We start from the raw sequence: 26,328 nt of genomic DNA on the forward strand, positions 1-26,328 counted from the left end.
CGTCTTCAGCGAGCTGCGGTGACAGCACATCGGACGAACCCATGACTGACGCTATCCTCATCCTGAACGGCGGTTCCTCCAGCCTGAAATTCGCTGTCTTCGAGGAACGCGATGGCCTGCCCCTGCTGCTGCGCGGCCACATCGCCTCGCTTGGCGGACATCCGCAGCTGCATGCCGAGGCCGCAGGTGACAGACCGGAGATCTTGAAGGGCCTGGGCGAGAAACCGATCGACATCGGCGAAGCATTCACTTCCGTCGTCTCCCTCCTTGGCGATCGCGATCTCCTGCGCCGCATAGGCAGGGTGGGGCATAGGATCGTTCATGGCGGCCGCGACTTCACGCAAGCGACGCTGCTGGATGCGCCCGCGCTCGACGCGCTCGCCCGGCTCGAGCCGATGGCGCCGATCCATCAGCGGATCAATCTCGAGATTGTGGCGCTGGCTGCCGACCTCCTCCCGCAGGCCATGCAGGTCGGATGCTTCGACACAGCGTTTCATTCAACCCGCCCGAGCCGTGCGAAGATCTACGGCATTCCACGTGCGATGACCGAGGCGGGTATCGTTTCCTACGGCTTTCACGGGTTGTCCTACAGCCACATCGCTTCGCGGCTGCGCAACCGCTATGGCGCCGGGGCCGGCGGCCGGGCAATTGTTGCCCATCTCGGCAGCGGCGCCAGCATGTGCGCCATGAGTGCCGGAGCAAGCATCGCCACGACTATGGGATTTTCGACGCTGGATGGCCTGATCATGAGCACGCGTTGCGGCGCGCTCGACCCGGGGATCATTCTCCACCTCCTGCAGGACAGGAAGCTCTCGGCCGACGAACTGGTCACGCTTCTCTATGACCAATCCGGTCTGCTCGGTGTGTCGGGAATCTCCGGTGACATGCGAACGCTGATCGGCTCGGACGATCCTTTCGCCACCGAGGCGATCGACCTGTTTGTCTATCGCATCGCGCGCGAGATCGGATCGCTGGCCGCCGCTCTCGGAGGTCTGGACACTCTGGTATTCACTGCCGGCATCGGCGAAAACGCGCCAGCGATCCGGGAGAAAATCGGAGTTGCTGCCGGCTGGCTTGGTGTCGGTATCGATCATCATCGGAACCGAAACGCCAAGGAGATCATCAGCCTTACCAATTCACGCGTCGAGGTTCTTGTAATCCCTACGGATGAAGAGAGAGCCGTTGCCAGCCAGCTGCTCTCTGCGCCGACGCCGAGCTGGGCAGGACCCCAGCACTCCATCGCAGAGGAAACACTGACATGCTAACAGTCTCCGGCGTGGCGGAAGTCACCACGTCCCTGTCGGCGCGACGCAATCGCAACTGCTTCTGCATCACGCTCGATCGAACAGCGCTTTGGGCAGCGCTGAACCACGAGGCCGGCGATCCCGGCTTCTGCGAAACCTTCATAGCGTCGCGGCCGCATCTGTTTTCCAACGTTCCGGTCTTCCTCGCCGCATCCGCGCTCGATGAGATGCAAGCAATCGTCGTCGCCATCGAGGCAACAGCAAAGTTGCCAGCTTACCGCGAAACGGTCCTCTCCTGGGCTCCCGAAATCGCGCAAAGGGATTTTGGACCCGTCGGCGCTCTGATGGGCTACGACTTCCACCTCGACGATCAGGGGCCCAAGCTGATTGAGGTCAACACCAACGCTGGCGGCGCTTTCCTCAATGCCTTGCTGGCCAGGGCACAGAAGGCCTGCTGCTCCGAAGTCTATCGTGCGTTGATCGGAGCCAGGGACGATCACTTCGAAACCAGTGTCATTGCGATGTTGGAGAACGAATGGCGCCATCAGCGCGGAGCCGGCTCGCCGCGAACGATTGCCATCGTCGATGACCAGCCTACGGAGCAGTATCTCTATCCTGAATTCGTGCTAGCCCGGCAGCTATTGCTGAAGCACGGCATCGACGCGATGATCGGCGACGCGAGTGAGCTGAAGTATGATGGCGGCAGGCTTCGGCTTGGCGGACAGGAGATTGACCTCGTCTACAATCGCCTGGTCGATTTTACCCTCGATCGGCCGGAGCATGCAGTGCTCAGGGCGGCTTATCAGGACGGCGCGGTGGTGGTCACGCCCAATCCGCACAACCATGCGCTCTATGCGAGCAAGCGTAATCTGACATTGCTGTCCGATCCAAAGGCGCTGAAAGCATTGGGCCTTTCTCCGGAGATGCGCTCGCGGCTCAATGGTATTCCGCGGACAACGCTCGTCACGCCGGACAATTCGGATGCCATGTGGCAATCGCGCAAGGACATGTTCTTCAAGCCGCTCTCCGGTCATGGCAGCAAAGCGGTCTATCGAGGCGACAAGGTAACGAAGGGGGTGTGGGCCGAGATCGCCCAGGGTGGCTATGTGGCCCAGGCATTTGCCGCACCGGGGCAGCGCATGATCGAGATGGATGGCGCACCCGCACCGCGCAAGATGGACGTGCGCCTTTATACTTATGACGGGCAGCTGTTGCTCGCCGCCGCGCGCCTCTACCAGGGCCAGACCACGAATTTCAGAACTCCCGGCGGCGGGTTTGCTCCGGTCTTAGTCATCTGAACGTGCAAGGTGGTGTCAGCAGGAGGACCATCACGCCTGGCGGGATCGGCCTCCGCCATGGTCAGATACCATGCCAGCTGCTGCGCGAGCCGCTGTGGAGCTTCTCGCCATCGTCACCTTCGCCAAGGCCGGCCCGATACGTCGCGCTCGAGGCAGCTACGCTGGGCTTTTAGCTGGTCAAGCGCGACGTCCGCTGCTCCAAGGCCAATCACCGTTCAGGAGCCTGGCCTATCCCAGGCTCCGATGCCTTTTCCCGCCATCCTCTGGAACAGGTCGTCGGCCTGTGCCGGTGAAAGGTTCATGTCGGTGGCGACCCACCAGGCGAGGACTGCAAGAAATGCGCCGGCGATGAACTGAACGGCGAATTCGGCAGGCATGCCGCGATCGCCGATCCGTTTTTCGACCAGTTCTTCCCGGACGGCTCGCCGGATACGCTCACGCAATTCGTCGTGGATCGTGTCACCGCTGCTTGCAAGCAATGCGTGGTGAAGCGGTCGGAATGCGTGTGCGTGCTCGAACATGGGCAGGCTGAACTCGAACAGGCGGCCACCTGTTTCTTGACCTGCCGCCTCGCGCCTGCGGCCTATCGACCGCAGATGCGCCTCAATGGTCGCGCTGCGCAGAGCATCCTTGTCGGCGTAGTGGGTATAGAAGGTCGACCTGCCGACATTGGCCCGCTGGCAGATGTCATCGACGGTGATGGCGGCATATCCCTGCTCCGGGATCAGGGCGATGAGCGCGTCCTGCAGCAGGCCGCGCGTCCGCGCGACGCGTCGATCGATCGTGTTCCGCTCGCCCGCCCGTTCGATTTTCATGGCCATGGCCCACTGCGGTGCCCGGTTTCGGACATTCGGCGGTCCGGTGTCCGACAACAGCATTTCCAGACATTGTGTCCATTATGATACGCCAAGTCCAGGAGCTCAAATCGGGTTTGGGCACGCCGCAATGAAGCAGAAGGTCGCCAGACATGCACTCATCTGATCATCACGCCGGTAACGGATCGCATTCGCGCAAGAAGGTGATTGCGTTGGCCCTGCTTGCCAAGCTGTCGCTGGTCGCCGGTTTCCTCGTCCTCGCCAAATTGGGCACTGGCTATATTCAGGCCGGCGCCTGGACGGCGGCATTCCACGGCCTGGTCCTTGCGGTGATCGCCGGATTGGCGCTGTGGGGCAGCCTGCGTCACGGGGGGCTCGTCGGCAACGCTGCGCAGAGCGCGAGCGACAGGGGCATCGGCATCGTCCTGCATCGGGCGGCGGCCTATGACTTGCTTGCGCGCGTTCTGACCTTTGGGCGCGAGGGCCGCTTTCGCGAGCTCATGATTCGCCCGGCAAAGCTCCAGCCCGGCGAAGCGGTGCTCGATGTGGCCTGTGGAACGGGAACCCTTGCCGTTGCCGCGAAGCGGCTGGTCGGTTCGGGCGGAAGTGTCACCGGCGTCGACGCATCGGCCGAAATGATCGAGAGGGCGCGCGCCAAGGCCGAACGGTCCGGTCTCGATCTGACTTTCGTCAACGGGACGGCGCAGGAGCTTCCCTTCAAGGACGCGCAATTCGACATCGTCGTCGGCACGCTGATGCTGCATCATCTGTCGAAGCCCGCTCGATCGGCCTTCATCCGCGAGGCGGCACGCGTCCTGAAGCCAGCAGGCCGGCTGTTGCTCATCGATTTCGGCAGGCCGGTGCGCAAGTCAAGATTGCCCAGGCTCCACAAGCATGGTCACGTCGATATGCATTCGGTCGCCCCGCTGTTGACCGAGAGCGGTTTCCAGGTCAGCGCTATCGGCGCCGTCGGAACCAAGAACCTGAATTACATTTGCGCGACGACGAAAGAGGACCAGCCATGCCAGGCGTCTCCGGCCGCGCCGTGATCATGCCAAGGCTGGCTGAATGGCGACCTGTTCTGAAAAAGGGCCATGTATAGGCAGTGGGCACATCCCAATTCGGTCTGCTTGCAATGCCAGCTGCAACAAGAACCCGAAAGTGAATCTTCGCCATGCGCCATGAATTGACCTGAGAATGAGGCCGGTTCCAGCATGATGTTCCAAACCAATGCCGAGTTCCGACGCACGATCTACCTGGCGCTGGCCGAGCAGATCAAACTGCTTGCGGCCGGTGGCGGTTGGCCGGCCTTCACGGCCTTTCTGCCGATGGGCATTCTGTTCGGTGCATCGCATGCGCTGACACCAGGACACAGCAAGGCGGTCCTTGCGACGTATCTGGCTGGTTCGGACGCAAAGGTTTCTCGAGGCTTCCTCGTATCGACAACCCTGATCGATCACCCATGTGACAACAGCAGTTCTGACTGCGGTCCTCTCCTCGCCACTTGTCTCAATCGCCCTGGGGAGCGTTGGCCGCGCTCCTCTGCTGGAAGACATCAGCCGCGGACTGCTTGGGTTGATCGGCGTATGGATGCTGTGGCGAGCACTCGGCCATGGGCATCATCGGAACCACGAGGCGAAGCCGTCGGAGTCATGGCTGGACTGATTCCTTGTCCGCTCACGCTGTTCGTCATGACGTTTGCGATCGCGCGCGGCGTGCCGGCGGCCGGCATCCTGTTCGCTGGCACGATGATGATTGGCGTGGCGATCACGCTGTCAGCCGTCGCAATTCTCTCGATCCTACCGCGCGAACGCCTGGTGTGGTTTGTCGAAGGCAGGTCGCGTCTGTTCGAAGCGATCACCCGCTCTGTCGAGGGTTTTGGCTGGCGCTGCCCTGATCGCCCTCGCGATCCATGAAATCTTACTTCGCTGATTTGACAAAGACACGACTGTCGGTGCAGGAGCGCTGCAGCCTGTCGAACTCCGCTGTAGCGATTTCTGTCCTACGTGGGTGGCGCAGAGTGTCAACGTTGTGCAGGGATGCGCGGCGCCGCGGGCGAGGCGGTCGTCACCCGACGGCAAGTGGCTGCTCAGGCTGCGTCACCCACGAATTGCGCGACAGAGGATGTCCGGCGGCGGCCAGCGCTACTGTGTTGGGTTATTCGAAACCGGAGGAATCCTGCTCACCGTCTGCGCGCCTGGTTCCGGGAGGCACTGCCCGGCTCTGGCCATTACGATGGCGGAACGGCCTGTAATTTCCGAGTTTGGTGCGTGAGGAGTATTTGCCGTCGGCAAGATCGAACGGCTTCTGATCTGCCGCCTGGGTCAGCGGTTCAGCGGGCTCGGGGGCGATGGTGGGGGGGCGCGATGACTGGCTCGAGAATGAGCGTTGCGGCTGGGACTGCTGGCGCGCCACCGATCAGGGTCAGACGCCTCTGCGCCACGGCCTCGGCGGCGGGTCTTATTGGGTCATTCTCGGTGTGGACGTAGCGCATGAACATGGTGACAGTCTTATGCGCGGTGAGCGCCATGCCGACATTCACCGGCACACCGGAGTTGGCGATGTCGGTTGCCGAGCGGTGTCGGATGCCGTGCGTGCCGATGTGCGGCAGGCCGGCCCGCTCAAGGATGCGCTTCCAGCCGTGATAGTAGGTGTGCTTCGACATAGGGAGGTTTGGATCTAAGATTGATGGGCAAACGAAGGGCGAGGCCTCGAGGCGCGGGGCCGTCCTGAACAGCCGGGCCGCCTCCGCGCTCATGGACTTGGACATAACGCCGGTCTTGCTATCCATTCGATGCGCCGGTTGTCTAGATCGATCCAAGCCCATTCGAGCTGCCGGATCTCCGACATGCGCGCGGCGAACTCGAATTGGAGCCGGACTGCGTGGAGGATGAAGGGATGCTCCAGGCCCTCGGTTTCGGCCCTGTCGAGGTAGGCGTAGAGTCTCTTCAATTCCGTATCGGTGATCAGCCTTGTCTCTCCCCGTTCCGGGAACTTGGGAACATGTCGGCATGGCTTCGACCCGTCGGGCCGCAATTCCCCAGACCTCGGCCATGTTGAACATCTTTCGGACGACCGCGAGGACGCGGTTCGCATTTGTCGGGGTCCTCGACATTTTTTTCATGAGGGTCGCGATGTCGGCCCGCGTAACGTCGGGCACCTTCATCTGGCTGAGGTGTGGGACGATGTAGAGCTTCCCGTACCCCCGGTTGGATGTGACGGTCGAGGGCTTGTTTCGGCTTTCGGAATAGTCGTCGATAAAGCGACCGAAGAGTTCCTTGACCGTCGGTGCCTTTCGCGCGGCGGAGCGTTCGGCGCTCGGGTCCTTGCCCTTGCGGACGTCGGCGAGCCAGTTCTGGGCAATCGTTCGAGCCTGCTCCTCAGTGATTTCGCCGAAGCGGCCGATGGCGGGCTTCCGCCGCTGGCCGTTGGCGGCGGCGTAGGCCACCATGAATATCTTGCGCCCGGTCGGGGTGACCTTCAGCAAGAACCCCGGTATGATGGTGTCGCGAAGTTCGTAGGGTTCCTGATCGGCCGTTGCAGCATCGACGATCGTCTTGGTGAGCTTGATTTTGGGCGTTCCTAACCTCCATTAAAGTCGATTTCAGGTGCAGTATGGGTGCAGCCAGAAATCAACCGTGGCGTAAATCCGGTTAGGTATGGATGATTGGACGGGCCGAAAAAGCTAGTAGCTACAATCGGTTATCGTACGATTGGATACCGCCGGATAAAGTTAGGCCATATCCGGTCGCTCAAAACCGCGGTCAACAAGGGGTCAGAACAAGAGCTGCTCAAAATCGATGCGATGGAAGGCTCCCGATCCGCCGGGGTTGGCATCGTTAGGATGGACAAACCGGGAGCGTGAGACTCCTGCGGCGGATTTGATTCGTGATCGTCGCGCAGCCGTACCAGCAGTGCCGCCCGCAGGCCCGCTGCATCTCTTCCGGCGATCCGATCGCCTGTCGCGAGCGACTCAGGTGCTCTTCAGGGTCCCGTTCATCCCTTCCGGATAGAAGCCGCCCTTGCTCACTCCGTCCTTGTCGGTGAGATAGACGATCCGCAGCACTTCCTGCGGCGTCCTGGTGAACGCGATCGCGTCGGGCGTCGAAGGAACGAAATTGGCCTTGCCATTCACCTGGATGCCCTGGTCCTTGTCTTCCGGCCCATCGATCTTGTCTCGTGCATCGGAGACGGCGTTGGCGGCCTTCCAGGCTTTCTCTCCCTTCCGGTATAGAGTGGAGCGCGCCATTCCCATGTGATAGGCCTCGACCGCCAATATGCCGGCGGCGGCGGCGAGGAAGTCCTTGTTCTTCAGAACCGTCGCGGCACCGGCATAGGCGGTGACGCCGACATCCTCGAACAGCATGCCGCCGAGAACGAAGTTCGTTTCGTTGCCGAAGGGATCGAAGTCCCGCCCGAGGCCCGCTGCCTCCGCAACCGCCTTGAACCCCGCATCGAAATCGATGGCCGGCCTGTCGACTGCGTTCTTTGCAAGCGTCTTGCGGTAGAACCGGACATGCGCGAGTTCGTTTTCAGCAACCTCCTGCATGAATTCGCCGATGGCGGGTGTTTCGAAGGACACTTTCTTTCCGCCGACGACATCGCCGGGTTTCGAACCGGCATCGGCGGCGTCGATGCCTTTTCCGGTGGTGCCGCGAAGATAATATTCGGCCTCCATGTATTCCAGGTTGAGCGCAAAGCGGAAGATGTCCTCGTCCTGCACTTCCTCCTTGGCATAGGCGCGAGAAACCGGCGCCAGGCCCGTCGTGGCGGCGAGGCTGGCTCCCAGCCCAAATTGCAATGCGCGGCGACGGGAAAGGTGGAGTGAAGGGATGGCACGTATCATGGCTTCCTCCAAAAGCCCGCCGGCACCACCGTTGGCACCTTATCGCGGGCAACGCGCCCAACTCCGCGATAGGCGAAATGTTCCTGTAAAGGTCGGACTTTGCAGCGGTCGTGCTCCGGATCATCGGCTTTCTGGGCGCGTAACGTCTGAGTTGGTATCGACTATTTGTGACCAAGCCTCGAGCCTAGACATTCAGGTGACACATTATGAGCCGGATAGGCTACGCCCGCGTCGGAACTGGGAGAAACGTCCGCTATCGAACGACCACTTTTCGTTCGCGCGGTGAAGCTGCGGAACATCAAAAAGCTGCTCAAGCTCGATCGCAGAAAAGCGCTGCACTTGGTTTGGACCGAACGAGATTGCCGGAAGGTGTGATGCCAGATAAGCGGGTAGAGGTGCAGTCGTCTCGACGCTGTACTTTTCATTGCGTAATCAAGCCGGTCCGCGATCCCGGTTGCACTCGCCGCCAAACCGGAACCCTGGCCACGGACGAGACAGGCCAAGCCTAGCTGCCGGGCCGCCAAGGCAAGCGAAAACCGCAAAATAGAGCCGGATCTAATGTGGGGTATCGAGTTTGACCGAACTTCACAAAACCCAGAAAGGCCGGCGTATTCTGCAGATGATTGACGTCAGTCGCCGGCCCCCGATCCAGCTGTTCCAGTTCGTGGAGAATATCGACAGGAGGACCAACCGTGACGTTCATGATGACCGCCGTTTCGGCGGAGCTCGATAGAGGATGATCCGTCCCGTCGGCAGAATCTGGGTGAGGAAATCAAAATCGCGGACGTTGCCGGTCAGCACGCTCGCACCCAACTGACGCGCCTGCAGGAACACGAGGGCGTCATTTAGGAAGCGGCGCTCGTGCCCCTCCCTCTTGGGCAGATTGCTCAGCCGGAAGAGCAAGCCAGCCAAGACCCCGGCCTGTCCCCAGATCGCATCGTCCGGTGCATGAAGTCGGTGGTCCGGAATGTCCTCTACCGTGGCTTCAATCGTCTCGAGGACAGCTTTTGTGGAGGCATGCTTACGGTCCAGCCGACCAAAGGCTTGGGTCAGCTCAGACAGGCAGACAGCGGAATGATGGCATCGGCGATAGGTAAGCAGCGTATCGACTTCAACCGGCGATCGTCCCTGCAGGACATCCATATAGACGCTCGTATCCAGAAACAGCGGTCCCCCGATCGCAGGTTCGTCAGCAACCCATGGGAGATCGTCGTCGGCCCTGCGCTTCAGCGTTCCGTTGTGCTTTTGGGGCTTTAGCGAGCGGAGGGTTTCGGAAAGATCAAACCCCAAGATCTATGTCCGCCGGGATGCTGCCCTTACGTCCGACCAGGCGGGCGCCAAAGTCATCTTCGAGGGCCAGGCGCGACAGCGCCAGTTCCAACAGCTCCGTGTCCGAGGTGACATGGGCGCGCTTCTTGGCCGCCTCGATCAACTCCGAGGGCACCCGCCCCGAAAGACGGGTATTCTTCGCGGCGCCGAGGAGGCCGGCGGCTTTCGCTTGCTCCAGTACAAGTTTATTGCGGGTCGATGCGACCGTTGCTTCGCTTTCTGCAGCCGTCCGTGTCTGCGCAGCCATGAGAACCTCCTGTGTTGAACAGAATATAGATTGCGTTGAACGCATAGGCAAGGCTTAGTAGCCGCTGGCCGTCGGGACCATCGGTCCCGGATGATGAAGCGGACATCTGACGCTTTCGCACTCATCACGCGCGGTCAGTATTCGGGGCTTGCGACCCAACCCGTGAAGAGCGGAGAAGTCCGCATCGCATTGCAGCGCGACGGGCAGTCCAAGGTCGCCGACGCGCTCTCAAAGGGTGCGCGTTTTCAGCTCTACCAGGCCCTGCGGCTTGCCGGATATTATGAGTTCGCCCAGTTTCGACCCTCTGTGCCATTCATTGCCGACGACATCATAGAGACCTTCGACCATTTCCGGTCCGAGGAGGTTTTCAGGTTGTTTGGTCAGATGGCAAGCGCTGGCCAGGTGATTTATCTGACGCATCACCAGCACCTGTGCGAGATCGCCAAGGCTGTTGTTCCCGGCGTTACAATTCACGAGCTCACGTAGTTGGCTGCTGCGGCGTGGGATGAGTTGAGGCTGCAAACTGAAAGTAAACGGCCGGGCCGTCAGAAACACACCGCGAAAGGACGGCGAGTGCCACGGCGTCGGGGAACGCATTCCCATCCTCCGCCGGCAAGCCGAAAGCAGCCCGTGCGAAGCCTGGGCGGCTGGCTCACTCCACGTGGGTCTCGCCGGTCCAACCCGCGGGAGGTCTTGGCATGCCCAATATTCATTCCGGCCATTGCGACAGGGCCGACGGCGACGGCGATTTGACGCTCTGGGAACTGGCCAACCCAGCAGCTGCGCTACGGGCAGCTATTGAGCTGTATGGCACAAGCGCAGTTACTGCTGCTGCATGGTGCGCGTTGACCGCACATTTTGACGGGCAAGCGCGACTAGCAGTTCTGGTGTGCAGTTTTCTCAGAGTTGGGTACCGTCACGCAGGCCTGACCCAGCCGGCAGCCGGGATTTTCCCGGAACGAATTCGTTAGTTCGCCTTGCATGATCCGAGCTGCGGCGTCGGATGTCGTCCACCTATTCCGGTCGCGCAAAGCTGACAAAATTTCACACAAGTTTATAGCGGCAGCCAAAACGCGTCACTTATAGTTCGCTCGGTATCTAGTTCGCTCGGTATCGCTTCTAACTGCTGACGCCACCCGTTCAGGTCGGTACACCGGGATGACAAAGCAAAAGCACAGCGCCCAGACTCCCGCCGTTTCGCGAGGAGAATCCAATCCTAATGACGCAGTGCCGCCGACCATTCCTGCCAAGCATCAGACGTCGCACCGAAAAGAGACGGCGTTCTTCGTTCCGCAAAATCTGCAGACCCCTCCAGTGCCATGGCGCGCTATGCCGAGCGGCACCGGCGCTTTTCTGATCGCCTCTGACGGTCTTCCCGGAAGAGGACCGCCAAATGGTGGGCGTCCCGCGCCATTGCAGCCTGGTTGGCTTTGGCGGTCAGCCAGGTTCTTGAGCAATCCGCGCGGCGGCGGCTGATGCGCCGGAAGGCAGTCGATGCTCGCGAGGCCCAACAAAAATTCTTTATCTAATCGCCGCAATCATGACGCATAAGCTCCAATTGCAGCCGGCGGAAATACCAGAAATCACAGCCAGTGTTGATGCGTACCGAACCCATATTGCCCACTTGATGCAAGACCTGCGACACGCGGGTCCGTCCAAAAAATCATGCCTCTACCGGCAACCGGTTCGATCGCTTGATCTGGGCAAGCGCGAAGCTGGACTCGATCGAGGAGACGCCATCGAGCCGCGTCAGCTTTTCCTTCAGGAAGCGCTCATAGGCGTGCAGGTCGCGCACCACCACACGCAGCAGATAATCGCGCTGGCCAGTCATCAGATAGCAATCGACCACCTCCGGCCAGCGCGCGATTGCCGCGTTGAACCGCTTCAGCTCGCTCTCGCGCTGGCGCTCAAGCTTGATCGAGGCAAACACCGAGATCGGCAGATCGACCATGTCCTGGTCGATCAGGGCGGCATAGCCGGTGATCACCCCCATATCCTCCATCAGGCGGACCCGGCGGGCGCAGGGCGAGGCCGAAAGGCCGACCCGCTCGGCAAGCTGCTGCGCCGTCATCCTGCCATCGACCTGCAGCGCGGCAATGATCTTTCGGTCGATATTGTCCAATCGACTTTTTGGCATCGAACGTTACTCCATTGGCTGATATTGGCACAACCAGCTAACGCAGCTGCCCATCTCATGCAAGTTTAGCGACAATTGGTTTTTGCTCAGCCCTATGATTGAGACATCGCAACCGGGAGTCTTGCAGCATGGACAAACAAAAACTGGAGGCACTTTCGGCACTGGAGAAAAAGGTGCTCTGGCTGTCGACATGGATGATCCATAACGCCAATCACCTGCGGGAAAATACGGACGGCTTGAAGGTTGGCGGACACCAGGCATCCTCGGCGTCGCTGGTGACGATCATGACCGCGCTTTATTTCTCGGTGCTGAGGCCACACGACCGCGTCGCGGTAAAGCCGCATGCCTCGCCAGTGTTTCACGCCGTCCAGTATCTTCTGGGCAATCAGACGAGGGAGAAGCTCGAAGGGTTTCGCGCCTTTGGTGGCGCGCAAAGCTATCCGTCGCGGACCAAGGATGTCGACGACGTCGATTTCTCCACCGGCTCGGTTGGCCTCGGCGTCGCGCAGACACTGTTTGCCTCGCTTGTGCAGGATTATCTCGGCGCCCGCGACGAAAGCATGCCCGAGGGCCGCATGGTGGCGCTGATCGGCGATGCCGAGATGGACGAAGGCAACATCTTCGAGGCGCTGCTCGAAGGGTGGAAACACGGCCTGCGCAACTGCTGGTGGATCGTCGACTACAACCGACAGAGCCTCGATGCCGTGGTTCGCGAAGGCCTTTGGGAACGCTTCGAAAACATTTTCCGGAATTTCGGCTGGGACGTCGTGATCCTGAAATACGGCTCGCTGCTCGAAGCCTCCTTCACCGAACCCGGCGGCGAGGCGCTGAAGGTTTGGATCGACGCCTGCCCGAACCAGCTCTATTCGGCGCTGACGTTTCAAGGCGGCTCCGCTTGGCGCAAGCGCCTGGTCGCCGACATCGGAGACAAGCCGGGCCTGGCATCGCTTCTCGACCGGCGCTCCGATGCCGAGCTCGCCGCGCTGATGACCAATCTCGGCGGCCACGACCTGCCATTCCTGATCGAGGCCTTCGGGACGGCACGCGGCAACGATCGACCGACATGCTTCATTGCATATACGATCAAGGGCTTCGGCCTGCCGCTCGCCGGCCACAAGGACAACCACGCCGGCCTGATGACCAGGGATCAGATGGCGGTCCTTCGTGCCTCGATGTCGGTCGGCGACGGGCGGGAGTGGGACGCCTTCGAGGGATTGGCTGTTGGAGATCTGGAGCTGCAACGATTCCTCGACGCCGTTCCGTTCGCGGCAAAGGGCCAGCGGCGCCGGCACGCCCAGCGCATCGTGGTCCCTGGTCGTCTCGTCGCGGAAGCCAAAGGCAGCGTCTCCACGCAGGTCGGCTTCGGCAGAATTCTGGACGAGATTGCGCGCGCTGGCGGGCCGCTCGCCGACGCGATCGTGACGGCATCGCCCGATGTCACGGTTTCGACCAATCTCGGCCCCTGGGTCAACCGGCGCGGCCTGTTCGCCCGTCAGTCACTCACCGACACTTTCCGCAGCGAACGCATCGCCTCGGCGCAGAAATGGGAATTCGGCCCCTCCGGCCAGCACATCGAACTGGGCATCGCCGAGAACAATCTGTTCATCCTGCTGTCGGCACTTGGGCTGTCGCATTCGATTTTCGGCAAACGGCTGCTGCCGATCGGCACGCTCTACGATCCGTTCATCCAGCGCGGTCTCGATGCGCTCAACTATGCCTGCTATCAGGATGCGCGCTTCCTGCTGGTCGCCACGCCATCCGGGGTCACATTGGCTCCGGAAGGTGGGGCGCATCAGTCGATCGCCACACCGTTGATCGGCATAGCGCAAGACGGGCTTGCGGCTTACGAGCCGGCCTTCGTCGACGAGTTGGGCGTCATCATGCGCTTTGCGCTGGATTATATGCAGCGCGACGGCGACGCCGTGCAGTCGGAGCGCACCTGGCTGCGCGACGAGACCGGCGGCTCGGTCTATCTGCGGCTCTCGACGCGCCCGGTCGAGCAGATCACGCGTAGCGTGACGCCCGTACTCGAGCAGGACATCATCGACGGGGGCTATTGGCTGCGGCGTCCGGGTCCGAATGCCGAAGTGATCGTCGCATACACTGGCGCCGTCGCGCCGGAGGCCATCGAGGCTATCGGCATGATGGCAGAGGACCGTCGCGATGTCGGTCTCCTGGCGGTGACCTCGGCCGATCGCTTGAACGCAGGCTGGACAGCGGCAAGTCGCGCGCGCGAACGCGGCCTCGTTCACGCCAGGAGTCATATCGAAAGGCTGTTTGCCGATCTGCCTGCGCATTGCGCGATCGTCTCCGTCACCGACGGTCATCCGGCGGTACTCGGCTGGCTGGGCTCGGTGTACGGCCACCGTACGCGCAGTCTCGGCGTCGAGCACTTTGGCCAGTCAGGGACGATCGGCGACCTTTACCGCCATTTCGGCATCGACGCCAATTCCATAGCGACAGCGGCCGAGCGGATTGCCGGTGGCCGCCCCATCCGGTATCTGCGCGCGCTGGATTGATGCTGGCGACATTCTGTGGCCGAGGCCTGATCGTGGATCCGAAGTCATGCCACTCGCTGCTCGGGTAACGCAATATCTGAACGGCGCGCCTCGGTCGCACCGGGCTAGTGCTGAAGCCCGGTGATCATGGCGACGATCTCGTTCTTGTCGGTCTCTCTGGTCTTGCGCACGCCGATCTGTTTGCCACGTCGCAGAACACAGATCCGATCTGAGAGCCTGAACACCTGGTCGAGGCTGTGGCTGATGATCAGCACGCCGATATTCCGCTGCTTCAGCGACAGAACAATCGTCTCGACCTTGGCGGTCTCGGCAACGCCGAGCGCGGCGGTTGGCTCGTCGAGCAGGATCAGCTTGCTTGCCCAGTGCGTGGCGCGCGCAATCGCCACGCCCTGGCGCTGGCCGCCCGAGAGATCGCGGATGGTGGCGTGAGCCGATGGGATGCGAACGTCGAGATCCTTCACCAGCTTTTCGGTGTCGTCGATCATCCGGCGTCGGTCGAGCAGGCCGAAGCGGTTCACCGGCTCGCGGCCAAGAAACATGTTCATGTAGACGGTCTGCTGATCGGCGAGCGCCAAGTCCTGATAGACCACCTCAATTCCGTGGGCGCGCGCCATGGTGGCGCTCGACATTGCCACCGCCTGCCCCTCGATGATGATCGTCCCGGATGTCGGAGCATGCACCCCCGTCACGATCTTGACCAGCGTCGACTTGCCGGCACCGTTATCGCCGACCAACGCCACTATCTCGCCGGGATAGAGCTCGAGCGAGAAATTTTCGATGGCGGTGAGGCCGCCGAAATTCTTGCGGATGTCGCGCAGCTGCAAAACAGGGGCCGTGCCGGTCGTGGTTGCGTTCATCACTTGCTCCTAGACAGGCCAGGCAGCGGTTTCGCCAAAACCGTTTTCGATCGTTTCGACTTGGGGCGCCCCCTTTGAGACACCGGAGATGCCGACCACGTAGGCGCGGGTCACGAACGCCTGGCCGCGAAAGCCGAACACCGCCGTGTCGCCGGGGCGTGGTGCATTGGCGCCGCTAGCGTCAATCATTGCGTAATAGTCGATTGCGGCAGGCGGCGGCACCTCGACGCTTCTGAGCGCGGCGGCGGCCGTGGTGGGTTCTGCGGACACGATTGCCTTCACCTCATAGTCCGGAAAGATCGGATCGATATAGAAGCCGCCACCCAGGCAGTAGGCTTTGCCGCCAGACAAATGCGAGACCTCGGTCAAGTACAGAACGGCAGGGAGCTCCGGCAGATCCTCCATGACGTGCAGCGCGGTGGTGCCGGCCAATCCATTGCCCGGTTCACATTGCGTGGCGCCGGCTTCCGCCAGCGCGCCAAGCAGGACACTCGACGTTGTGCCGGGCGCGTTCACCTCTATGTCGCTGCGGCCGGACTTGGCGAGCGCTTCGGCAGCTCTGCCCAGTGTCGCCAGATTGTGTGTCGGCAGGACCGTTCGCGTGGTCTGGTCGAACAACAGCGCCGGGAAGGTGGTGATGCCAGCGAACCGTGCGCCGTCGAGACCATCCAGTTTTTCGGCGACCGCGGCGATATCAGCCGCCTCAAAACCACCTTCGTGGCCGCGGTAGAAAACGTCACCATCGGCGCGGATGCGGGCAAGCAGGTTTTGCGTGTACCCGGCGAGCCTTGCGCCGGCAGCGGCTTCTTCAGCCTTGGTGTCGTTGAAGACGGTCCAATAGTCCGGCCTGAACGTTTTGGCCGCCGCATTGGCCTCGTGCCTTGCGATCTGCTGCAGGTGGCCAAGATGACCGAGCCTCAGGCCTGCTCTGTGCGTTGCCCGCGCGCAGGCCATGTCGACGGCGACGGCCTGATCGATGCCGCCACGCTTGAGCGCATGGCAGAACGAACTGGCGCGGCCGACCTGCTTGGTCATGGCGAAAATCTTCAGGCCGAACCGGTCGGCCTCGCGCTTCAGGACCCGGGCATTGCTTTCGACGGCATCGAGGTCGAGCACATAGGAATTAGCCGGCAGCTTTCCTTCCTGGTGCAGGCGCATGGCGCTTTCTATAAAGCTCGGATTGCGGCGCCGCAGAACATCGAGGAACATGACAAAACTCCTTCAACGTGACTTTTCGCGCAGCGATACGGCGACGGCCGCAAGAATGATCAAGCCGCGCACGATCATCTGGTCGGAGACGGACAGGCCCATCAGGATGAGGCCGTTGTTCAGCATGCCCATCATCAGCGAGCCCACCAGCGCACCGACAATCGATCCCTTGCCGCCGTTAAGCAGGGTTCCGCCGACAATGACGGCCGCTATCACCGTCATAAGGTCGGTTTCGCCGAGCGTGTATTTCGCAGCCTGCAGCCGGCCGGCATAGAGCAGCCCGGCAAGGCCGGCGAGCCCGCCGCTTGTGGTCAGAACGGCAAGCCTTATCTGCGCCACGCTGATGCCGGAAACACTGGCGGCACGGCTGTTGTCGCCGGTGGCCAGCACATGGGCGCCGAAGCGCGTCTCGCGAAAGATGAGATGCGCGATCGCAACGGCAATTACCGTCCACCAGATCAAAGACGGAACACCCAGCAAAGAACCCGAGCCGAAGAAACCGGTGAAGGCGTCGTTGGTGACCGGGATCGACCGCAAATCGGTCATCGAGCGAGATACGCCGGCAAACAGCCCGAGCGTCGCCAGCGTTACCAGGAATGAAGGCAACTTGACGTAAGCCACGAGGGCGCCGTTGAGCAGGCCGATCAGCAGGCCGGCGCCGAGGCCGGCCAGCACCCCAGCCACCAAGCCGTAGGCGTTTATCGCCACCGCGGCGGCAAGGGCTGCCACGGCAACGATCGAACCTATCGAAAGATCAATCTCGCCAGCCGACATGACAAAGACAAGGCCGATCGCCATGATCGTCACGGGTGCCGTCTGCAGCACGATGTTCGACAGGTTGCGGACCGTCAGAAAACCGCTGTCCTTCAGTACGATCGCGAAGAACAGAAAGATCGCCAGAAATCCGAGATAGACGACATATTGCTGCAGGTTGAAGCGGCTGACCAAGCTCGCTGCCCGGCCGGGGCTGGTGTTGACACTCGACATTCTCACTTCCTCCGGCGCGGCGCCATCGTCCGCCGCTATTTCATGGCGGCCGCGATGGTCGCGGGCACGTCCTTGTTGAGGGACCGCTTCCACCCGTCCTTGACAGTGTCCTTGGTGACGGCGAGGGAATCGACCACGATGAACGGCGCGGCTTTCTTGCCGATCAACGAGGCGGCCGTGGCGCGCGCCAGCGTCACGCCGATGTCGTAGGCTTCGTCTGCGATGAGTGCGGCAACGTTGCCGCCTTTCACCATGTCCAGTGCCGCCGGTTCGTTCAGGTCGAGCGTGACGATCTTGGTGTGGCTGTTGCCGGCCGCCCGCAAAGTGGACAGCACGCTAAGCGCCGGCTCAGCCCAGGTGACATAGATACCGTCGAGGTCCGGGTGCTGTGTGATCATCGCCTGCGCGATTTCCTCGCTGCGCGCGGGGTCGGCCATTCCGGCCTCGGCCACGATCTTCATGTCGGGATAGTCCTGCTCGATCGTGTGCTTGAATGCTCCGTCACGCTGGTTGGTGACGTAGAAATCGGCATCGTGAAAGATGTAGCCGACCTTGCCATGCTTGCCGAGCGCGTCGGCCATTGCGATCCCGGCCTTGTTGCCCATCTGGAAAAGGTCGTCCGAAACGATGGTCACATAGTCCTTGTCGTGAACGTAGCCTGCCGGGGAATTGTCGACGAATCCCAATTTCACGCCGGCCTGGCGCGCAGGATCATAGACGGTGGCCGCACTTGCGGGATCGACCGGTAGGGACAGTATAATAGAGGGCCTTTTGGCGAGTACTGTCTCGACGTCGGATTTCTGACGGGCCGCATCAAAGCCGGCGTCGGTTTGAGCGACGACCGTGATGCCGAGCCGCTTCAACTCGTCCTGGGCGCCGCTGTTCACCGCGTTGGTGTATTCGCTCATCTCATGCCAAACCAGCGCGGCGGTGTATTTGCCGTCCTTGATCTGCTGCTCCTCAGCTGGTGTGAGCACGACGCTCTTTGCCGGCGTCGGCTTTTCCCCGTTCGGTCCCGTGGTGGTGCCCTCGGCTGCGAAGGCGTTGGCAGCGACGAGTGCTACCAGTGCCGACAACATTCCAATTGCTATGCGCATGTCGGTTCCCCTTGTTTTTATGATGTCGGCGGCCCTGATTGGCCGCCGGGCATTGCCCTGTCATTTGGCCGCGTCGAGCACCGATTGCGGCGCGTCGCGGTTCAACGAATCCTTCCAGCCCTGCGCAACGTTCTGCTTGGTCACGGTAAGCGCCGGGGCAACGACGAAGGCCGGGGTCTCCTGGCCGAGCAGCGCCTTGACGCCGACAGCGGCCATGGCGCGACCGAGCTCATAGGCCTTGTCGGCCACCAGTGCGGTCACATTGCCGCCCTTGACCATATCGAGCGCCACCGGTTCGGCGAGGTCGAGCGTGACGATCTTGGTCTTGGTGTTTCCGCTTGCCCGCAAGGCCGACAGCACGCCGTCGGCCGGTTCGGCCCAGGTGACGTAGATGCCGTCAAGATCGGGATGCTGCACGAGCATGGCGCTGGCCAGCTCTTCTGCCCGCGCCGGGTCGGAGATCCCCTGCTCGGCGACGATCTTGATACCGGGATAATCCTTCTCGATCGTCGTCTTGAAAGCCTGGTCGCGCTGGTTCGTCACATAGTAACTGGCGTCGTGGAAGATGTAGCCGACCTTGCCCTTGCCATCGAGCGCCTTGGCCAGTGCATCGGCCGCCTGCTTGCCCATCTGGAACAGGTCGTCAGTGACGATGGCGGCATAGTCGGCTCCGTGCTTGTAGCCCTTCGGCAGATTGGAAAGGAATACCAGCTTGGTGCCGTCGGTGAGCGCCTGACGGAACGCCTCGGCCGAAGTGACCGGATCAAGGGGCAGTGACAGGATGACGTTTGGCTTCGCCGCGAGCGCGGTTTCGATGTCGCTGCGCTGGCGCGCGGCGTCAAAGCCCGCGTCGGTGGTGGCGACGATTTGAATGCCGGCACGGGCAAATTCATCTTTGGCACCGGACGTGACCGCATTGGTGAAGTCGGAGGAGGTGTGCCACAGCAGCGCGGCCTTGTAGCCCTTCTCCTTTACTGCGGCCAGGTCTGCATCCGACAATCTAACCTCGGCGCTGGGTGTCGCCGTCTCGCCGCTCGGTCCCACTGTCTGTGCGCCGGCTCCACCGGCCACCAGCATCAGGCTACCTGCAAGTGCTGTAGCAACAAGTCTGTCTATCAGCATGGTCGTTCTCCCATTTTCGCTCTCAGTTGTCCTTCATTCCGTAACGCCGCAATACTCCACCATGAACCGGGCGAAGCCTACGACGCCGGCCAGATATTCCTCGACATCGACGTGTTCGTCGAAGGTGTGGCAGTTGCGAATGTCGCCTGGCGCGCAATACACGGCGGGGATGCCGAGCCGGTTGGTGAAAAATGATGACTCTGACCAGAATGGCGCGCCTTCGATGGCGCCGCGACCAGCCATCGATCGGGCCATGGCGGCAGCAAGAGCGCCGACCTCCGGCCTGTCAGGTGCAATCTCGGCGGCATTACCCCCGAGTGGATGATCGCGGCCGGCCGGATAGGCGAACGCCAATATGATTTCAGGATCGGTGATGGCGCCGCGCACCACTGCCTCGATTTCGGCGGCGGCCTCGTCCAGCGACTCGCCGGGCAACAGCTTGCGGATCAGCGACAACGTGCAGCGTTCGGGCACCGCGATGTAGCCGCCGCCTGCAAGGCCGGTGATCAGCAGGAAGCCACGCCCAATCAGCGGGTGCTCGGCTCTAGTTGCAACATCTTCCGAATGCTTCCACAGCGCGCTCATGACGGCGTGGCTTGCACGCAAGGCATCCTTGCCGAGTTCGGGTACGCCGAAATAGGCTGATCGTCCGGTGATGGTGATGTCGCTAATGAAGAAGCCAATTTGGGCCGGATAAACCGAAAGGCGGGTAGGCTCCACATAGACGACGAAATCGGGCGCCACGACTTCGCCTCTCTCGATGCGGCCGACGAAGTCCTTGATGCCGGCGGAGACGCCGGTTCCAGGCTGGCCGCTCTCCTCGTCGCCGACGAAGGCAAAGGCAACGTCGCCGGCCAGTTGGATGTCGGCGGTGTCTAGCAGAGAGAGTGCCGACAGCGCGGAGCAGATGCCGGCCTTGAGGTCGCCGGCGCCGCGGCCCCAGATCTGCCCGTCGATCATTGGCGCGGCAAACGGATCCTGCTTGGCGGTGCCAGCCCAGTGCTCGCGCCAGCCCTCGACATGGACGGTATCGGTGTGGCCGATGAAGAGCAGCCGCTTGCCGGCGCCGGCACCTTTGCGCTCACCCCAGACGTTGGGCCGGCCGGGCGCGAATTCCGCGCGCCGAATTCCGCTCAAGCCAAGCACGCGCATCCGGTCTTCAAGGAAGGCGACAAAGTTTTCTTCGTGACCGGTTATGCTTTCGCGGCCGATTGCCCCCCGCAGAAGCTCAACCGCTGCGTCGCAATCGAGGGCCGCGCGCAAGCGAGTGGTGATGTCCTTTGAGACAGTCATAGCGTGGCCTCGCGCAGCACGGCCGAACTGGCTGGGGGAAGCGAAATGCGTCCGTCGGGCGCGTCGACGCCGAACAGTGTGTTGTGCAACTGGCCGAGCCCGATCGCGGCAGCGCCGATGAGCGCTGCCCGCGACCCGAGTTCGCTCGCCTCAACGGCGATAGGGTAGGGGAAGCAGCGCGGCAGCAGGTCCCTAACGCGCAACAGGATTTCCGGCCGCAGCCCGATCGAGCCGCCCAGGACGACCTTTTGCGGATTGGCAATTGCCGCTATGGCCACAATGCCTTGCGCCAGGTAGCGCGCGGTTTCGTCGAGCACCGTCGCGGCATGCCTGTCTCCGGCCAATGCACTGTGGAAAATCGTCGGCACGTTGACGATGTTGCCCGTCAGCGCTGCGTAGCGTTCAACCATGGCGTTGGTTGCGACCACGCGCTCGAAAGCGCCGGCGCGCAACGATGTCGGCGCGAAAGGATCGGCGCCAATCGGCAAAAAGCCCATCTCGCCGGCTGCATTGCTGGCGCCGCGCACCAGATTGCCTCCAACCATGAGGCCGCTGCCGATACCGGTACCCAGCGCTATGAAGGCGAGATTGTCGATACCGCGGCCGCACCCCTGCCAGTTCTCGCCGAGCACCGCCAGATTGACATCGTTCTCGATCATCACATGAAACCCGAATGCCTGCTCGAAAGCGCGAACGACATTCATGGTGCCAAAGCCGGCAATATTCGGGGCAAGCAGAACGCGGCCCGTCTTCTTGTCGGGTGCACCGGGAACACCAATCACCGCCAGCCTTATCTTTGTGCGCGAGATTCGGTGCCTCTCGGCCGCCTGAAGCGCTAGATCCACGATCTGGTCGACGATGAACTGTCCGCCCCGAGGATCGGTCGGCGCCGTTTCCTCCGCGAATATCTGGCAGGCAAGATCGGTGAGCGCGACCCGGACTTTGGCACCGCCGAGGTCGACGGCCGCGATGTAGGCCGCGTCAAATACGAGTTCGTAAGTGACAGCCGTGCGTCCGACATGTCCGCTCGTGCGCCCTGTCTCCTGCACCCAGCCTTCCTGCTCGAGCGTCCTGACGATCTCGGAGATTGTCTGCTTGGACAAGCCGGTCTGCTTTGCGATCGAAGCGCGCGAGATCGGCCCACCTTGCACGATCGCCTCCATGACGGAGCGCTGGGAGAACTGACGAGAAATGCGCGGCAGGTCGTTCAATAGCAGCTCCGATTAATTCGTTCTGTGACCGAACTTAATAGTCATTTTCGACGTTCGTCAACTGGCCGCTCAGGCTCTTCACCGGCGGGGCACCGACGCATATGCGAGGCCACGCGGTCATGCAGGAGGTTGGTCGTCACCGCACCAATTGCGGCAGCTTATCTTTGGTGATTTCGACCAAGGCTCTTACCGCCTCTTGTTTTGCAGCTTCGAGGTCGGGCAGATCGGTGCCTTCGACGTCGGGGAAGACTTGCCCGGTATCGGTGAAGTCGAAGAAAAAGCGAGGCATCCCTACAAACACAATAAATGCGGGAAAGGTTATCTTGCTTCACGATTGGCTATGCAGCCGGCGCCCCGCCGCTCTAATGCACGCAGCCGCTAACGAGCGTGATCTGACGTCCAATGATGTCCGCGTATTTGGTTAAAAACGTACGCGGCCAGACTCATCGCCCTGATCCGCTTAGAGTTACTTCCGAAAGGAGTGCTCTCATGCTGCCATTGCCCCACGCCGTCGATCCAAAGGTAGTTGCTGAGATCAATACTCTGCTAGCCCATCACGTCGGGGCGGTACCGGTCCCCGTTCACAAACTCGCGGCGGTTGTCCGGCTGCGCCTCAAAAGCCATCTTTCCATCGCGACTATCGAGGAGCTGATCGTGGACGAAGCCGAGTGTCGCCATCTGCCCATGCTGTTCGAACTGCCGGGAACGGAAGCGGCTTTAGTTTCATCCGCTCTGGGTCGTGCGACTTGAAGGTTAGGCGCTGGCCGTCTGGGAACGTAAGCGGAGCTAGCCAGAGGTGGTATGCCCACCGCCTTCAATGACGCGCGCAGCGACTTTTCTGGCTGCTGTCGAGGAGGAGGGTATGCTTTTTCCTGATTAGCAGATCCCGTGGCTCTTCGCGCGAGTCAAAGTCGATCACCGGCTCAGAGATCCTTCCAAACACTCCCACCCCGCCTAACTATCCCTCAATGGCAACCCATTGGTTCGCCCCTCCGGTGTTCGTGAAGACTGAAACCGGCGACAGGCATGGCTGCAACAATGCGAGGGCAGCCCTTGAGCAGCTCAAGAGGTGGACCCGCAGAGGACCTCGCTGGCACAAGGCGGTGACCCTCTGCCTGTCAGACCTGGAGGGCGATCCGATTGACCCTCAGGTGGTCCGAAAGGCCTTTGAGGCTGCCGCTAAGGAAGCCAAGATGTATCTCTCCCCGTAGGAGGAGAAATTTCTCCCAAAGATTCAGTCCTTTATTCAGTACGATTCGAACATTGATTTGTTCGAGAGGTGACCTAAGTGGCCGCTTGGGTTCTCGCTGAGGTGGGAGGCCTCGTATGAACGTTTGCACGGACTGTCGACCCGACAAGGTGACGGCCAAATACCTTGTTCACGAGCTAATCCTACAAGTCCCTCGCGGCCAAATCATCTCCATAAAAGACACTATCGCAGCAGTGCGCCGAGATGGGCCACATCTGGCGGAAACTGACTGCGAGCTGGTGGAGCTTATTGTCAATGTTGCCCCAGCCTTTGGCCTGTTTGTCGGGTTCGATCTTCGCGAATAGCCGCATGGCAACCCATTGGTTCAACCGTCTATGGGATCGAGAGAGGCACGGGAACTTGGCGCGAGCACCCGCCAAATTATTCGCATCCCCTTCGGAACCCTTTCGCAACGAAAGTGTTTCAGACCGAATGTGGGAACGACGTTATGCCGGCACGACCAACAGCAGCGACAGCCTTTCAACGGCTGATCAGCTCAGAAGATAATCGTCAGATGCTCCGCAACAGGATTGGTCTCGAAGTCGACGAGAAACTGCCGGCGTCCCTTGCTGCATTGTTGCAGGAGCTTGAGCGGCGAGAGCAGGTCGAGGCTGATTGGAGCGCCACCACTTTGGCAGCGTGGGTTTCTATGGCCTTCGACGAACCAGAAGGAACCTTCAGTGACCCTTATGGCCATGCTACGTAGGGGACGTGCCTTCCGGGGGATGATCAGTTCGGAAGGCTACTGCCGGAAGCTGCGCAGGCTCCTAAGGTTTGTGGGCGAACCAACTCTGACACCGACGCTTGCCGCACTGGCGCGGGAGGTTTCAGAAGAGTTTGAGTTGCGGAAGCAAGAATCGGCCGACGAAATTCCTCGCCCTACATTTCCGCTCACGGCAACCCATTGGTTCTCCCCTCCGGTCCTCGTCAAGACCGAGCGTCCCGGGATCATCCACCGCGTCAACAACGCCGAGACGGCCGGCGAGGAGCTGACGAAGTGGACGAAGCGTGGCCCTTGGTGACCTCGCGATGTGCGTTTGTATGGCCGCGATATTCGACGAGATGGGACCTGAGGAGGCTCGTAAGGCATTCCCGGCTGCTGCCGAGGAGGAGGGGACGTGTTACGGTCGCCTCTGACTAGAGCTGGTGATTGGAAAGTTTATCAAAACTCGCGACCGGAAGCTGGTTACTGAGGAAGTCCCCTCTAATTTCCACCCATGGCAACCCATTGGTTCTCCTCTCCGGTGTACGTCAAGACCGACCGACGTTGGGCCACCTACGGGTGCAACAATGTCGAGGGTGCCGCCGAGGAACTTATGAAGTGGACCAAGATGGGACCTAAGTGGAGGAAGGCTGTGCAAGCGTAGAAGCCCTTCGGGACCGTGTGGAAGAGGTCCGTCAGGTTTTCGAGGCTGCTGCCAAGGAGGAGGGGTGTTACGCTCCTCTGGTTAGGTCTCCTGTGTCCCATCTCTGAATTTTCGGCGATCGCCCCTGAATAATCTCAGCCTCTATACCCATGGATTGGTTAAGCGGCTCCGAGAGGTATCGACAGGTACTTTTTCGGGTGAAGGTAGAGTTGAACGCGTAAACGCCCGCCTGACCTGATGCGTTGCTCGGCGGCGATAACGCCCCGGAGATTGCCCGCGTGGCATTTCTCAGCGCCGCCAAGGAAGCGAAAATCTTGAACGGCTGACATCTCCCGAACACACGTTGTCATCCTGGGCTGTGTTCGCGTGTCGGCGCGCCGATGCCTGGCGTCGTCTCGGCGCTCTCGGTCGCTGCCGTCCAGGCGGTGAAGGCCGGCGATCTGCTGTTGTCGATCGAAGCGATGAGATGGAACGGCGCTGCATGCCGAGCGCGACAGGACCATCGCCGAAGTCCAGATCAAGGCCGGCGACCAGATAATGCCAACGATCTGCTGATCGCATTCGGGTGAATGAGGGTGCTACACCTGAAGGGAAACTGGCCGCATACACGCATGTCGCAGGGGATGACCAGCAAAGTCGGCCTTGGAGTAATCTAGCGTCAAATAATCGTTGTTTGCAATTGCGCAGGCCGAATTTTCCAAATAGGAACGCCGGAGATCAACACGGGAACGATTTTGATGGATGAAGCAATTGGGCAGCGAAGGGCTGATTTGCTAGGGATGACAGCAGATATCGTCGCAGCCTATGTCCAGAGCAACGCAACGCCCGTGGCGGATCTGCCGAATTTGATCGCCAGTGTCAATTCTGCGTTGTCTGGCCTGGCTGAGCTGGTCGCTGCACCATCGCCAATACTTACGCCCGCGGTAAATCCTAAGAAGTCGATCTTTCCCGAATACATTATAAGCCTTGAGAACGGGCGCAAGTTCAAGTCGATGAAGCGCCACCTGGGCTTGCTTGGCATGACACCTGATGAGTACAGAGCCAAGTGGGGTTTGGCGTGGGACTATCCTATGGTAGCGCCCAGCTATGCGGCTCAGCGGTCTGCGCTTGCGAAAGCTGCCGGTCTCGGCCGCAAGGCGGTTGACAAAACGCCGCCAAAAAAAGCACCAGCAAAGCGCAAGGCCAAAGGCTGACAGTGCACGACGTTCGGGCCATGCCGTCAGGTCTAGATGGTCTAGATGGTCTAGGTGGCCTGGCTGGGAATGAGCTGCCTGGCTTCGCGGTTCAGTAAGCGCCGCTCACGCCACAACACAAGCTCAGCACGGCTTGCGTCTTCACGTCCTCGTATCCTGACGGCGCAGGAGAGGTCGATCAATGTGCGATCGACAAGTCGAGCCGATACATCGTCGCCCTCGACACACAATCGAATCATATCGATAAAATCGCACTACATCGATGCGTCGCGCTCTGCCGATGTCACAAGCAACAAAGCCGCTGAATC

At 61.1% G+C, this 26,328-nt stretch carries 27 protein-coding genes and 3 pseudogenes; 15 read left to right on the forward strand and 15 right to left on the reverse strand.

Annotated elements, in window-relative coordinates; genetic code table 11:
* Positions 1–41: 41 nt before the first annotated feature.
* On the forward strand, positions 42–1,265 hold the full coding sequence (locus tag NKH60_RS03075; protein ID WP_352871129.1) for an acetate/propionate family kinase: 1,224 nt from the start codon (positions 42–44) through the stop codon (positions 1,263–1,265).
* Positions 1,266–1,588: 323 nt separating this feature from the next.
* On the forward strand, positions 1,589–2,542 hold the full coding sequence (locus tag NKH60_RS03080) for an ATP-grasp domain-containing protein (protein ID WP_352871131.1): 954 nt from the start codon (positions 1,589–1,591) through the stop codon (positions 2,540–2,542).
* A gap of 215 nt (positions 2,543–2,757) precedes the next feature.
* Here NKH60_RS03080 and NKH60_RS03085 read toward each other — a convergent pair whose 3' ends face one another.
* Positions 2,758–3,363 (reverse strand): TetR/AcrR family transcriptional regulator, encoded by a 606-nt coding sequence (locus NKH60_RS03085; protein ID WP_352871133.1) that lies wholly within the window; start codon positions 3,361–3,363, stop codon positions 2,758–2,760.
* A gap of 146 nt (positions 3,364–3,509) precedes the next feature.
* On the opposite strand from NKH60_RS03085, the gene NKH60_RS03090 reads away from it, so the two are divergent.
* Complete coding sequence (locus tag NKH60_RS03090) at positions 3,510–4,406, forward strand: class I SAM-dependent methyltransferase (protein WP_352871135.1); 897 nt, start codon at positions 3,510–3,512, stop codon at positions 4,404–4,406.
* 168 nt (positions 4,407–4,574) lie between these two features.
* Positions 4,575–5,289, forward strand: a pseudogene (locus NKH60_RS03095) (HoxN/HupN/NixA family nickel/cobalt transporter).
* A 400-nt stretch (positions 5,290–5,689) separates the two neighbouring features.
* On the opposite strand, the gene NKH60_RS03100 reads toward NKH60_RS03095, so the two are convergent.
* The 5 genes from NKH60_RS03100 to NKH60_RS03120 form a co-directional block, all read right to left on the reverse strand.
* Positions 5,690–6,928 carry a tyrosine-type recombinase/integrase gene (locus NKH60_RS03100; RefSeq protein ID WP_502907730.1) on the reverse strand — a complete coding sequence of 413 codons (1,239 nt, stop codon included), beginning with the start codon at positions 6,926–6,928 and terminating at the stop codon, positions 5,690–5,692.
* Between the two features lie 402 nt (positions 6,929–7,330).
* Positions 7,331–8,203: a ferritin-like domain-containing protein gene (locus NKH60_RS03105; protein ID WP_352871137.1), complete on the reverse strand. Its 873-nt coding sequence runs from the start codon at positions 8,201–8,203 to the stop codon at positions 7,331–7,333.
* Positions 8,204–8,708: 505 nt separating this feature from the next.
* Positions 8,709–8,906, reverse strand: coding sequence for a hypothetical protein (locus NKH60_RS03110; RefSeq protein ID WP_352871138.1), 198 nt, complete (start codon positions 8,904–8,906; stop codon positions 8,709–8,711).
* Positions 8,903–9,493 carry a type II toxin-antitoxin system VapC family toxin gene (locus NKH60_RS03115; protein WP_352871140.1) on the reverse strand — a complete coding sequence of 197 codons (591 nt, stop codon included), beginning with the start codon at positions 9,491–9,493 and terminating at the stop codon, positions 8,903–8,905. The genes NKH60_RS03110 and NKH60_RS03115 overlap by 4 nt, the downstream gene beginning before the upstream one ends.
* The gene (locus NKH60_RS03120) at positions 9,483–9,779 is read right to left on the reverse strand and encodes a hypothetical protein (RefSeq protein WP_352772514.1); all 297 of its coding nucleotides are present in this window, start codon (positions 9,777–9,779) and stop codon (positions 9,483–9,485) included. The genes NKH60_RS03115 and NKH60_RS03120 overlap by 11 nt, the downstream gene beginning before the upstream one ends.
* Positions 9,780–9,824: 45 nt before the next feature.
* On the opposite strand from NKH60_RS03120, the pseudogene NKH60_RS03125 reads away from it, so the two are divergent.
* Positions 9,825–10,265 (forward strand): annotated as a pseudogene (locus NKH60_RS03125) (ATP-binding protein); the annotation flags it as partial.
* A gap of 212 nt (positions 10,266–10,477) precedes the next feature.
* On the forward strand, positions 10,478–10,750 hold the full coding sequence (locus NKH60_RS03130) for a Y4oE-related protein (RefSeq protein WP_352871142.1): 273 nt from the start codon (positions 10,478–10,480) through the stop codon (positions 10,748–10,750).
* 692 nt (positions 10,751–11,442) lie between these two features.
* Here the strand turns inward: NKH60_RS03130 and NKH60_RS03135 are convergent.
* Positions 11,443–11,916: an Lrp/AsnC family transcriptional regulator gene (locus NKH60_RS03135; RefSeq protein WP_352772505.1), complete on the reverse strand. Its 474-nt coding sequence runs from the start codon at positions 11,914–11,916 to the stop codon at positions 11,443–11,445.
* A gap of 128 nt (positions 11,917–12,044) precedes the next feature.
* Here NKH60_RS03135 and NKH60_RS03140 point away from each other — a divergent pair, with 128 nt between their 5' ends.
* Positions 12,045–14,435: a thiamine pyrophosphate-binding protein gene (locus NKH60_RS03140; RefSeq protein ID WP_352871144.1), complete on the forward strand. Its 2,391-nt coding sequence runs from the start codon at positions 12,045–12,047 to the stop codon at positions 14,433–14,435.
* Positions 14,436–14,539: 104 nt separating this feature from the next.
* Here NKH60_RS03140 and NKH60_RS03145 read toward each other — a convergent pair whose 3' ends face one another.
* The 8 genes from NKH60_RS03145 to NKH60_RS03180 form a co-directional block, all read right to left on the reverse strand.
* Positions 14,540–15,292: an ATP-binding cassette domain-containing protein gene (locus tag NKH60_RS03145; RefSeq protein WP_352871146.1), complete on the reverse strand. Its 753-nt coding sequence runs from the start codon at positions 15,290–15,292 to the stop codon at positions 14,540–14,542.
* Positions 15,293–15,301: 9 nt separating this feature from the next.
* A complete protein-coding gene (locus NKH60_RS03150) occupies positions 15,302–16,501 on the reverse strand; it encodes an alanine racemase (protein ID WP_352748884.1) in 1,200 nt (399 codons plus the stop codon).
* 12 nt (positions 16,502–16,513) lie between these two features.
* Positions 16,514–17,488, reverse strand: coding sequence for an ABC transporter permease (locus NKH60_RS03155; RefSeq protein ID WP_352542303.1), 975 nt, complete (start codon positions 17,486–17,488; stop codon positions 16,514–16,516).
* A gap of 35 nt (positions 17,489–17,523) precedes the next feature.
* The gene (locus NKH60_RS03160; RefSeq protein ID WP_352871149.1) at positions 17,524–18,585 is read right to left on the reverse strand and encodes a substrate-binding domain-containing protein; all 1,062 of its coding nucleotides are present in this window, start codon (positions 18,583–18,585) and stop codon (positions 17,524–17,526) included.
* Between the two features lie 60 nt (positions 18,586–18,645).
* Complete coding sequence (locus NKH60_RS03165; RefSeq protein ID WP_352774988.1) at positions 18,646–19,707, reverse strand: substrate-binding domain-containing protein; 1,062 nt, start codon at positions 19,705–19,707, stop codon at positions 18,646–18,648.
* 33 nt (positions 19,708–19,740) lie between these two features.
* Complete coding sequence (locus tag NKH60_RS03170; RefSeq protein ID WP_352871151.1) at positions 19,741–21,000, reverse strand: M20 family metallopeptidase; 1,260 nt, start codon at positions 20,998–21,000, stop codon at positions 19,741–19,743.
* Positions 20,997–22,211 (reverse strand): ROK family transcriptional regulator, encoded by a 1,215-nt coding sequence (locus NKH60_RS03175; RefSeq protein WP_352503703.1) that lies wholly within the window; start codon positions 22,209–22,211, stop codon positions 20,997–20,999. The genes NKH60_RS03170 and NKH60_RS03175 overlap by 4 nt, the downstream gene beginning before the upstream one ends.
* 136 nt (positions 22,212–22,347) lie before the next feature.
* Positions 22,348–22,500: a DUF6894 family protein gene (locus NKH60_RS03180; RefSeq protein WP_352822509.1), complete on the reverse strand. Its 153-nt coding sequence runs from the start codon at positions 22,498–22,500 to the stop codon at positions 22,348–22,350.
* Between the two features lie 200 nt (positions 22,501–22,700).
* Here NKH60_RS03180 and NKH60_RS03185 point away from each other — a divergent pair, with 200 nt between their 5' ends.
* From NKH60_RS03185 to NKH60_RS03215, 8 genes and pseudogenes are all read left to right on the forward strand, one after another.
* On the forward strand, positions 22,701–22,961 hold the full coding sequence (locus NKH60_RS03185; RefSeq protein WP_352871154.1) for a hypothetical protein: 261 nt from the start codon (positions 22,701–22,703) through the stop codon (positions 22,959–22,961).
* Between the two features lie 218 nt (positions 22,962–23,179).
* A complete protein-coding gene (locus tag NKH60_RS03190) occupies positions 23,180–23,422 on the forward strand; it encodes a DUF982 domain-containing protein (protein ID WP_352871156.1) in 243 nt (80 codons plus the stop codon).
* 486 nt (positions 23,423–23,908) lie between these two features.
* Complete coding sequence (locus tag NKH60_RS03195; protein WP_352871158.1) at positions 23,909–24,166, forward strand: hypothetical protein; 258 nt, start codon at positions 23,909–23,911, stop codon at positions 24,164–24,166.
* A 19-nt stretch (positions 24,167–24,185) separates the two neighbouring features.
* Positions 24,186–24,482 (forward strand): hypothetical protein, encoded by a 297-nt coding sequence (locus NKH60_RS03200; protein ID WP_352871160.1) that lies wholly within the window; start codon positions 24,186–24,188, stop codon positions 24,480–24,482.
* Between the two features lie 7 nt (positions 24,483–24,489).
* Entirely contained in the window at positions 24,490–24,597 is a 108-nt protein-coding gene (locus NKH60_RS03205; protein ID WP_502907728.1) for a DUF982 domain-containing protein, read from the forward strand.
* A gap of 472 nt (positions 24,598–25,069) precedes the next feature.
* Positions 25,070–25,153, forward strand: a complete 84-nt coding sequence (locus NKH60_RS35100; protein WP_502907731.1) for a DUF982 domain-containing protein — start codon at positions 25,070–25,072, stop codon at positions 25,151–25,153.
* A gap of 33 nt (positions 25,154–25,186) precedes the next feature.
* Positions 25,187–25,396 (forward strand): annotated as a pseudogene (locus tag NKH60_RS03210) (biotin/lipoyl-containing protein); the annotation flags it as partial.
* A 168-nt stretch (positions 25,397–25,564) separates the two neighbouring features.
* Complete coding sequence (locus NKH60_RS03215) at positions 25,565–26,020, forward strand: Ros/MucR family transcriptional regulator (protein ID WP_352871162.1); 456 nt, start codon at positions 25,565–25,567, stop codon at positions 26,018–26,020.
* The last annotated feature ends 308 nt before the right edge of the window (positions 26,021–26,328 follow it).

Source organism: Mesorhizobium sp. M1006, assembly GCF_040318825.1.
Lineage (GTDB): Bacteria > Pseudomonadota > Alphaproteobacteria > Rhizobiales > Rhizobiaceae > Mesorhizobium.

Bases quoted from the DNA above. Each gene is read 5' to 3' on its own strand.
- NKH60_RS03140 (WP_352871144.1), top strand. From the start codon at position 12,045: ATGGACAAACAAAAACTGGAGGCACTTTCGGCACTGGAGAAAAAGGTG.
- NKH60_RS03105 (WP_352871137.1), bottom strand. From the start codon at position 8,203: ATGATACGTGCCATCCCTTCACTCCACCTTTCCCGTCGCCGCGCATTG.
- NKH60_RS03110 (WP_352871138.1), bottom strand. From the start codon at position 8,906: ATGAACGTCACGGTTGGTCCTCCTGTCGATATTCTCCACGAACTGGAA.
- NKH60_RS03185 (WP_352871154.1), top strand. From the start codon at position 22,701: ATGCTGCCATTGCCCCACGCCGTCGATCCAAAGGTAGTTGCTGAGATC.
- NKH60_RS03090 (WP_352871135.1), top strand. From the start codon at position 3,510: ATGCACTCATCTGATCATCACGCCGGTAACGGATCGCATTCGCGCAAG.
- NKH60_RS03215 (WP_352871162.1), top strand. From the start codon at position 25,565: ATGGATGAAGCAATTGGGCAGCGAAGGGCTGATTTGCTAGGGATGACA.
- NKH60_RS03165 (WP_352774988.1), bottom strand. From the start codon at position 19,707: ATGCTGATAGACAGACTTGTTGCTACAGCACTTGCAGGTAGCCTGATG.
- NKH60_RS03075 (WP_352871129.1), top strand. From the start codon at position 42: ATGACTGACGCTATCCTCATCCTGAACGGCGGTTCCTCCAGCCTGAAA.
- NKH60_RS03135 (WP_352772505.1), bottom strand. From the start codon at position 11,916: ATGCCAAAAAGTCGATTGGACAATATCGACCGAAAGATCATTGCCGCG.
- NKH60_RS03080 (WP_352871131.1), top strand. From the start codon at position 1,589: ATGGGCTACGACTTCCACCTCGACGATCAGGGGCCCAAGCTGATTGAG.
- NKH60_RS03195 (WP_352871158.1), top strand. From the start codon at position 23,909: ATGCCGGCACGACCAACAGCAGCGACAGCCTTTCAACGGCTGATCAGC.
- NKH60_RS03170 (WP_352871151.1), bottom strand. From the start codon at position 21,000: ATGACTGTCTCAAAGGACATCACCACTCGCTTGCGCGCGGCCCTCGAT.
- NKH60_RS03145 (WP_352871146.1), bottom strand. From the start codon at position 15,292: ATGAACGCAACCACGACCGGCACGGCCCCTGTTTTGCAGCTGCGCGAC.
- NKH60_RS03190 (WP_352871156.1), top strand. From the start codon at position 23,180: ATGGCAACCCATTGGTTCGCCCCTCCGGTGTTCGTGAAGACTGAAACC.
- NKH60_RS03130 (WP_352871142.1), top strand. From the start codon at position 10,478: ATGCCCAATATTCATTCCGGCCATTGCGACAGGGCCGACGGCGACGGC.
- NKH60_RS03120 (WP_352772514.1), bottom strand. From the start codon at position 9,779: ATGGCTGCGCAGACACGGACGGCTGCAGAAAGCGAAGCAACGGTCGCA.
- NKH60_RS03180 (WP_352822509.1), bottom strand. From the start codon at position 22,500: ATGCCTCGCTTTTTCTTCGACTTCACCGATACCGGGCAAGTCTTCCCC.
- NKH60_RS03085 (WP_352871133.1), bottom strand. From the start codon at position 3,363: ATGGCCATGAAAATCGAACGGGCGGGCGAGCGGAACACGATCGATCGA.
- NKH60_RS03160 (WP_352871149.1), bottom strand. From the start codon at position 18,585: ATGCGCATAGCAATTGGAATGTTGTCGGCACTGGTAGCACTCGTCGCT.
- NKH60_RS03205 (WP_502907728.1), top strand. From the start codon at position 24,490: ATGTGCGTTTGTATGGCCGCGATATTCGACGAGATGGGACCTGAGGAG.
- NKH60_RS03155 (WP_352542303.1), bottom strand. From the start codon at position 17,488: ATGTCGAGTGTCAACACCAGCCCCGGCCGGGCAGCGAGCTTGGTCAGC.
- NKH60_RS03200 (WP_352871160.1), top strand. From the start codon at position 24,186: ATGATCAGTTCGGAAGGCTACTGCCGGAAGCTGCGCAGGCTCCTAAGG.
- NKH60_RS03150 (WP_352748884.1), bottom strand. From the start codon at position 16,501: ATGTTCCTCGATGTTCTGCGGCGCCGCAATCCGAGCTTTATAGAAAGC.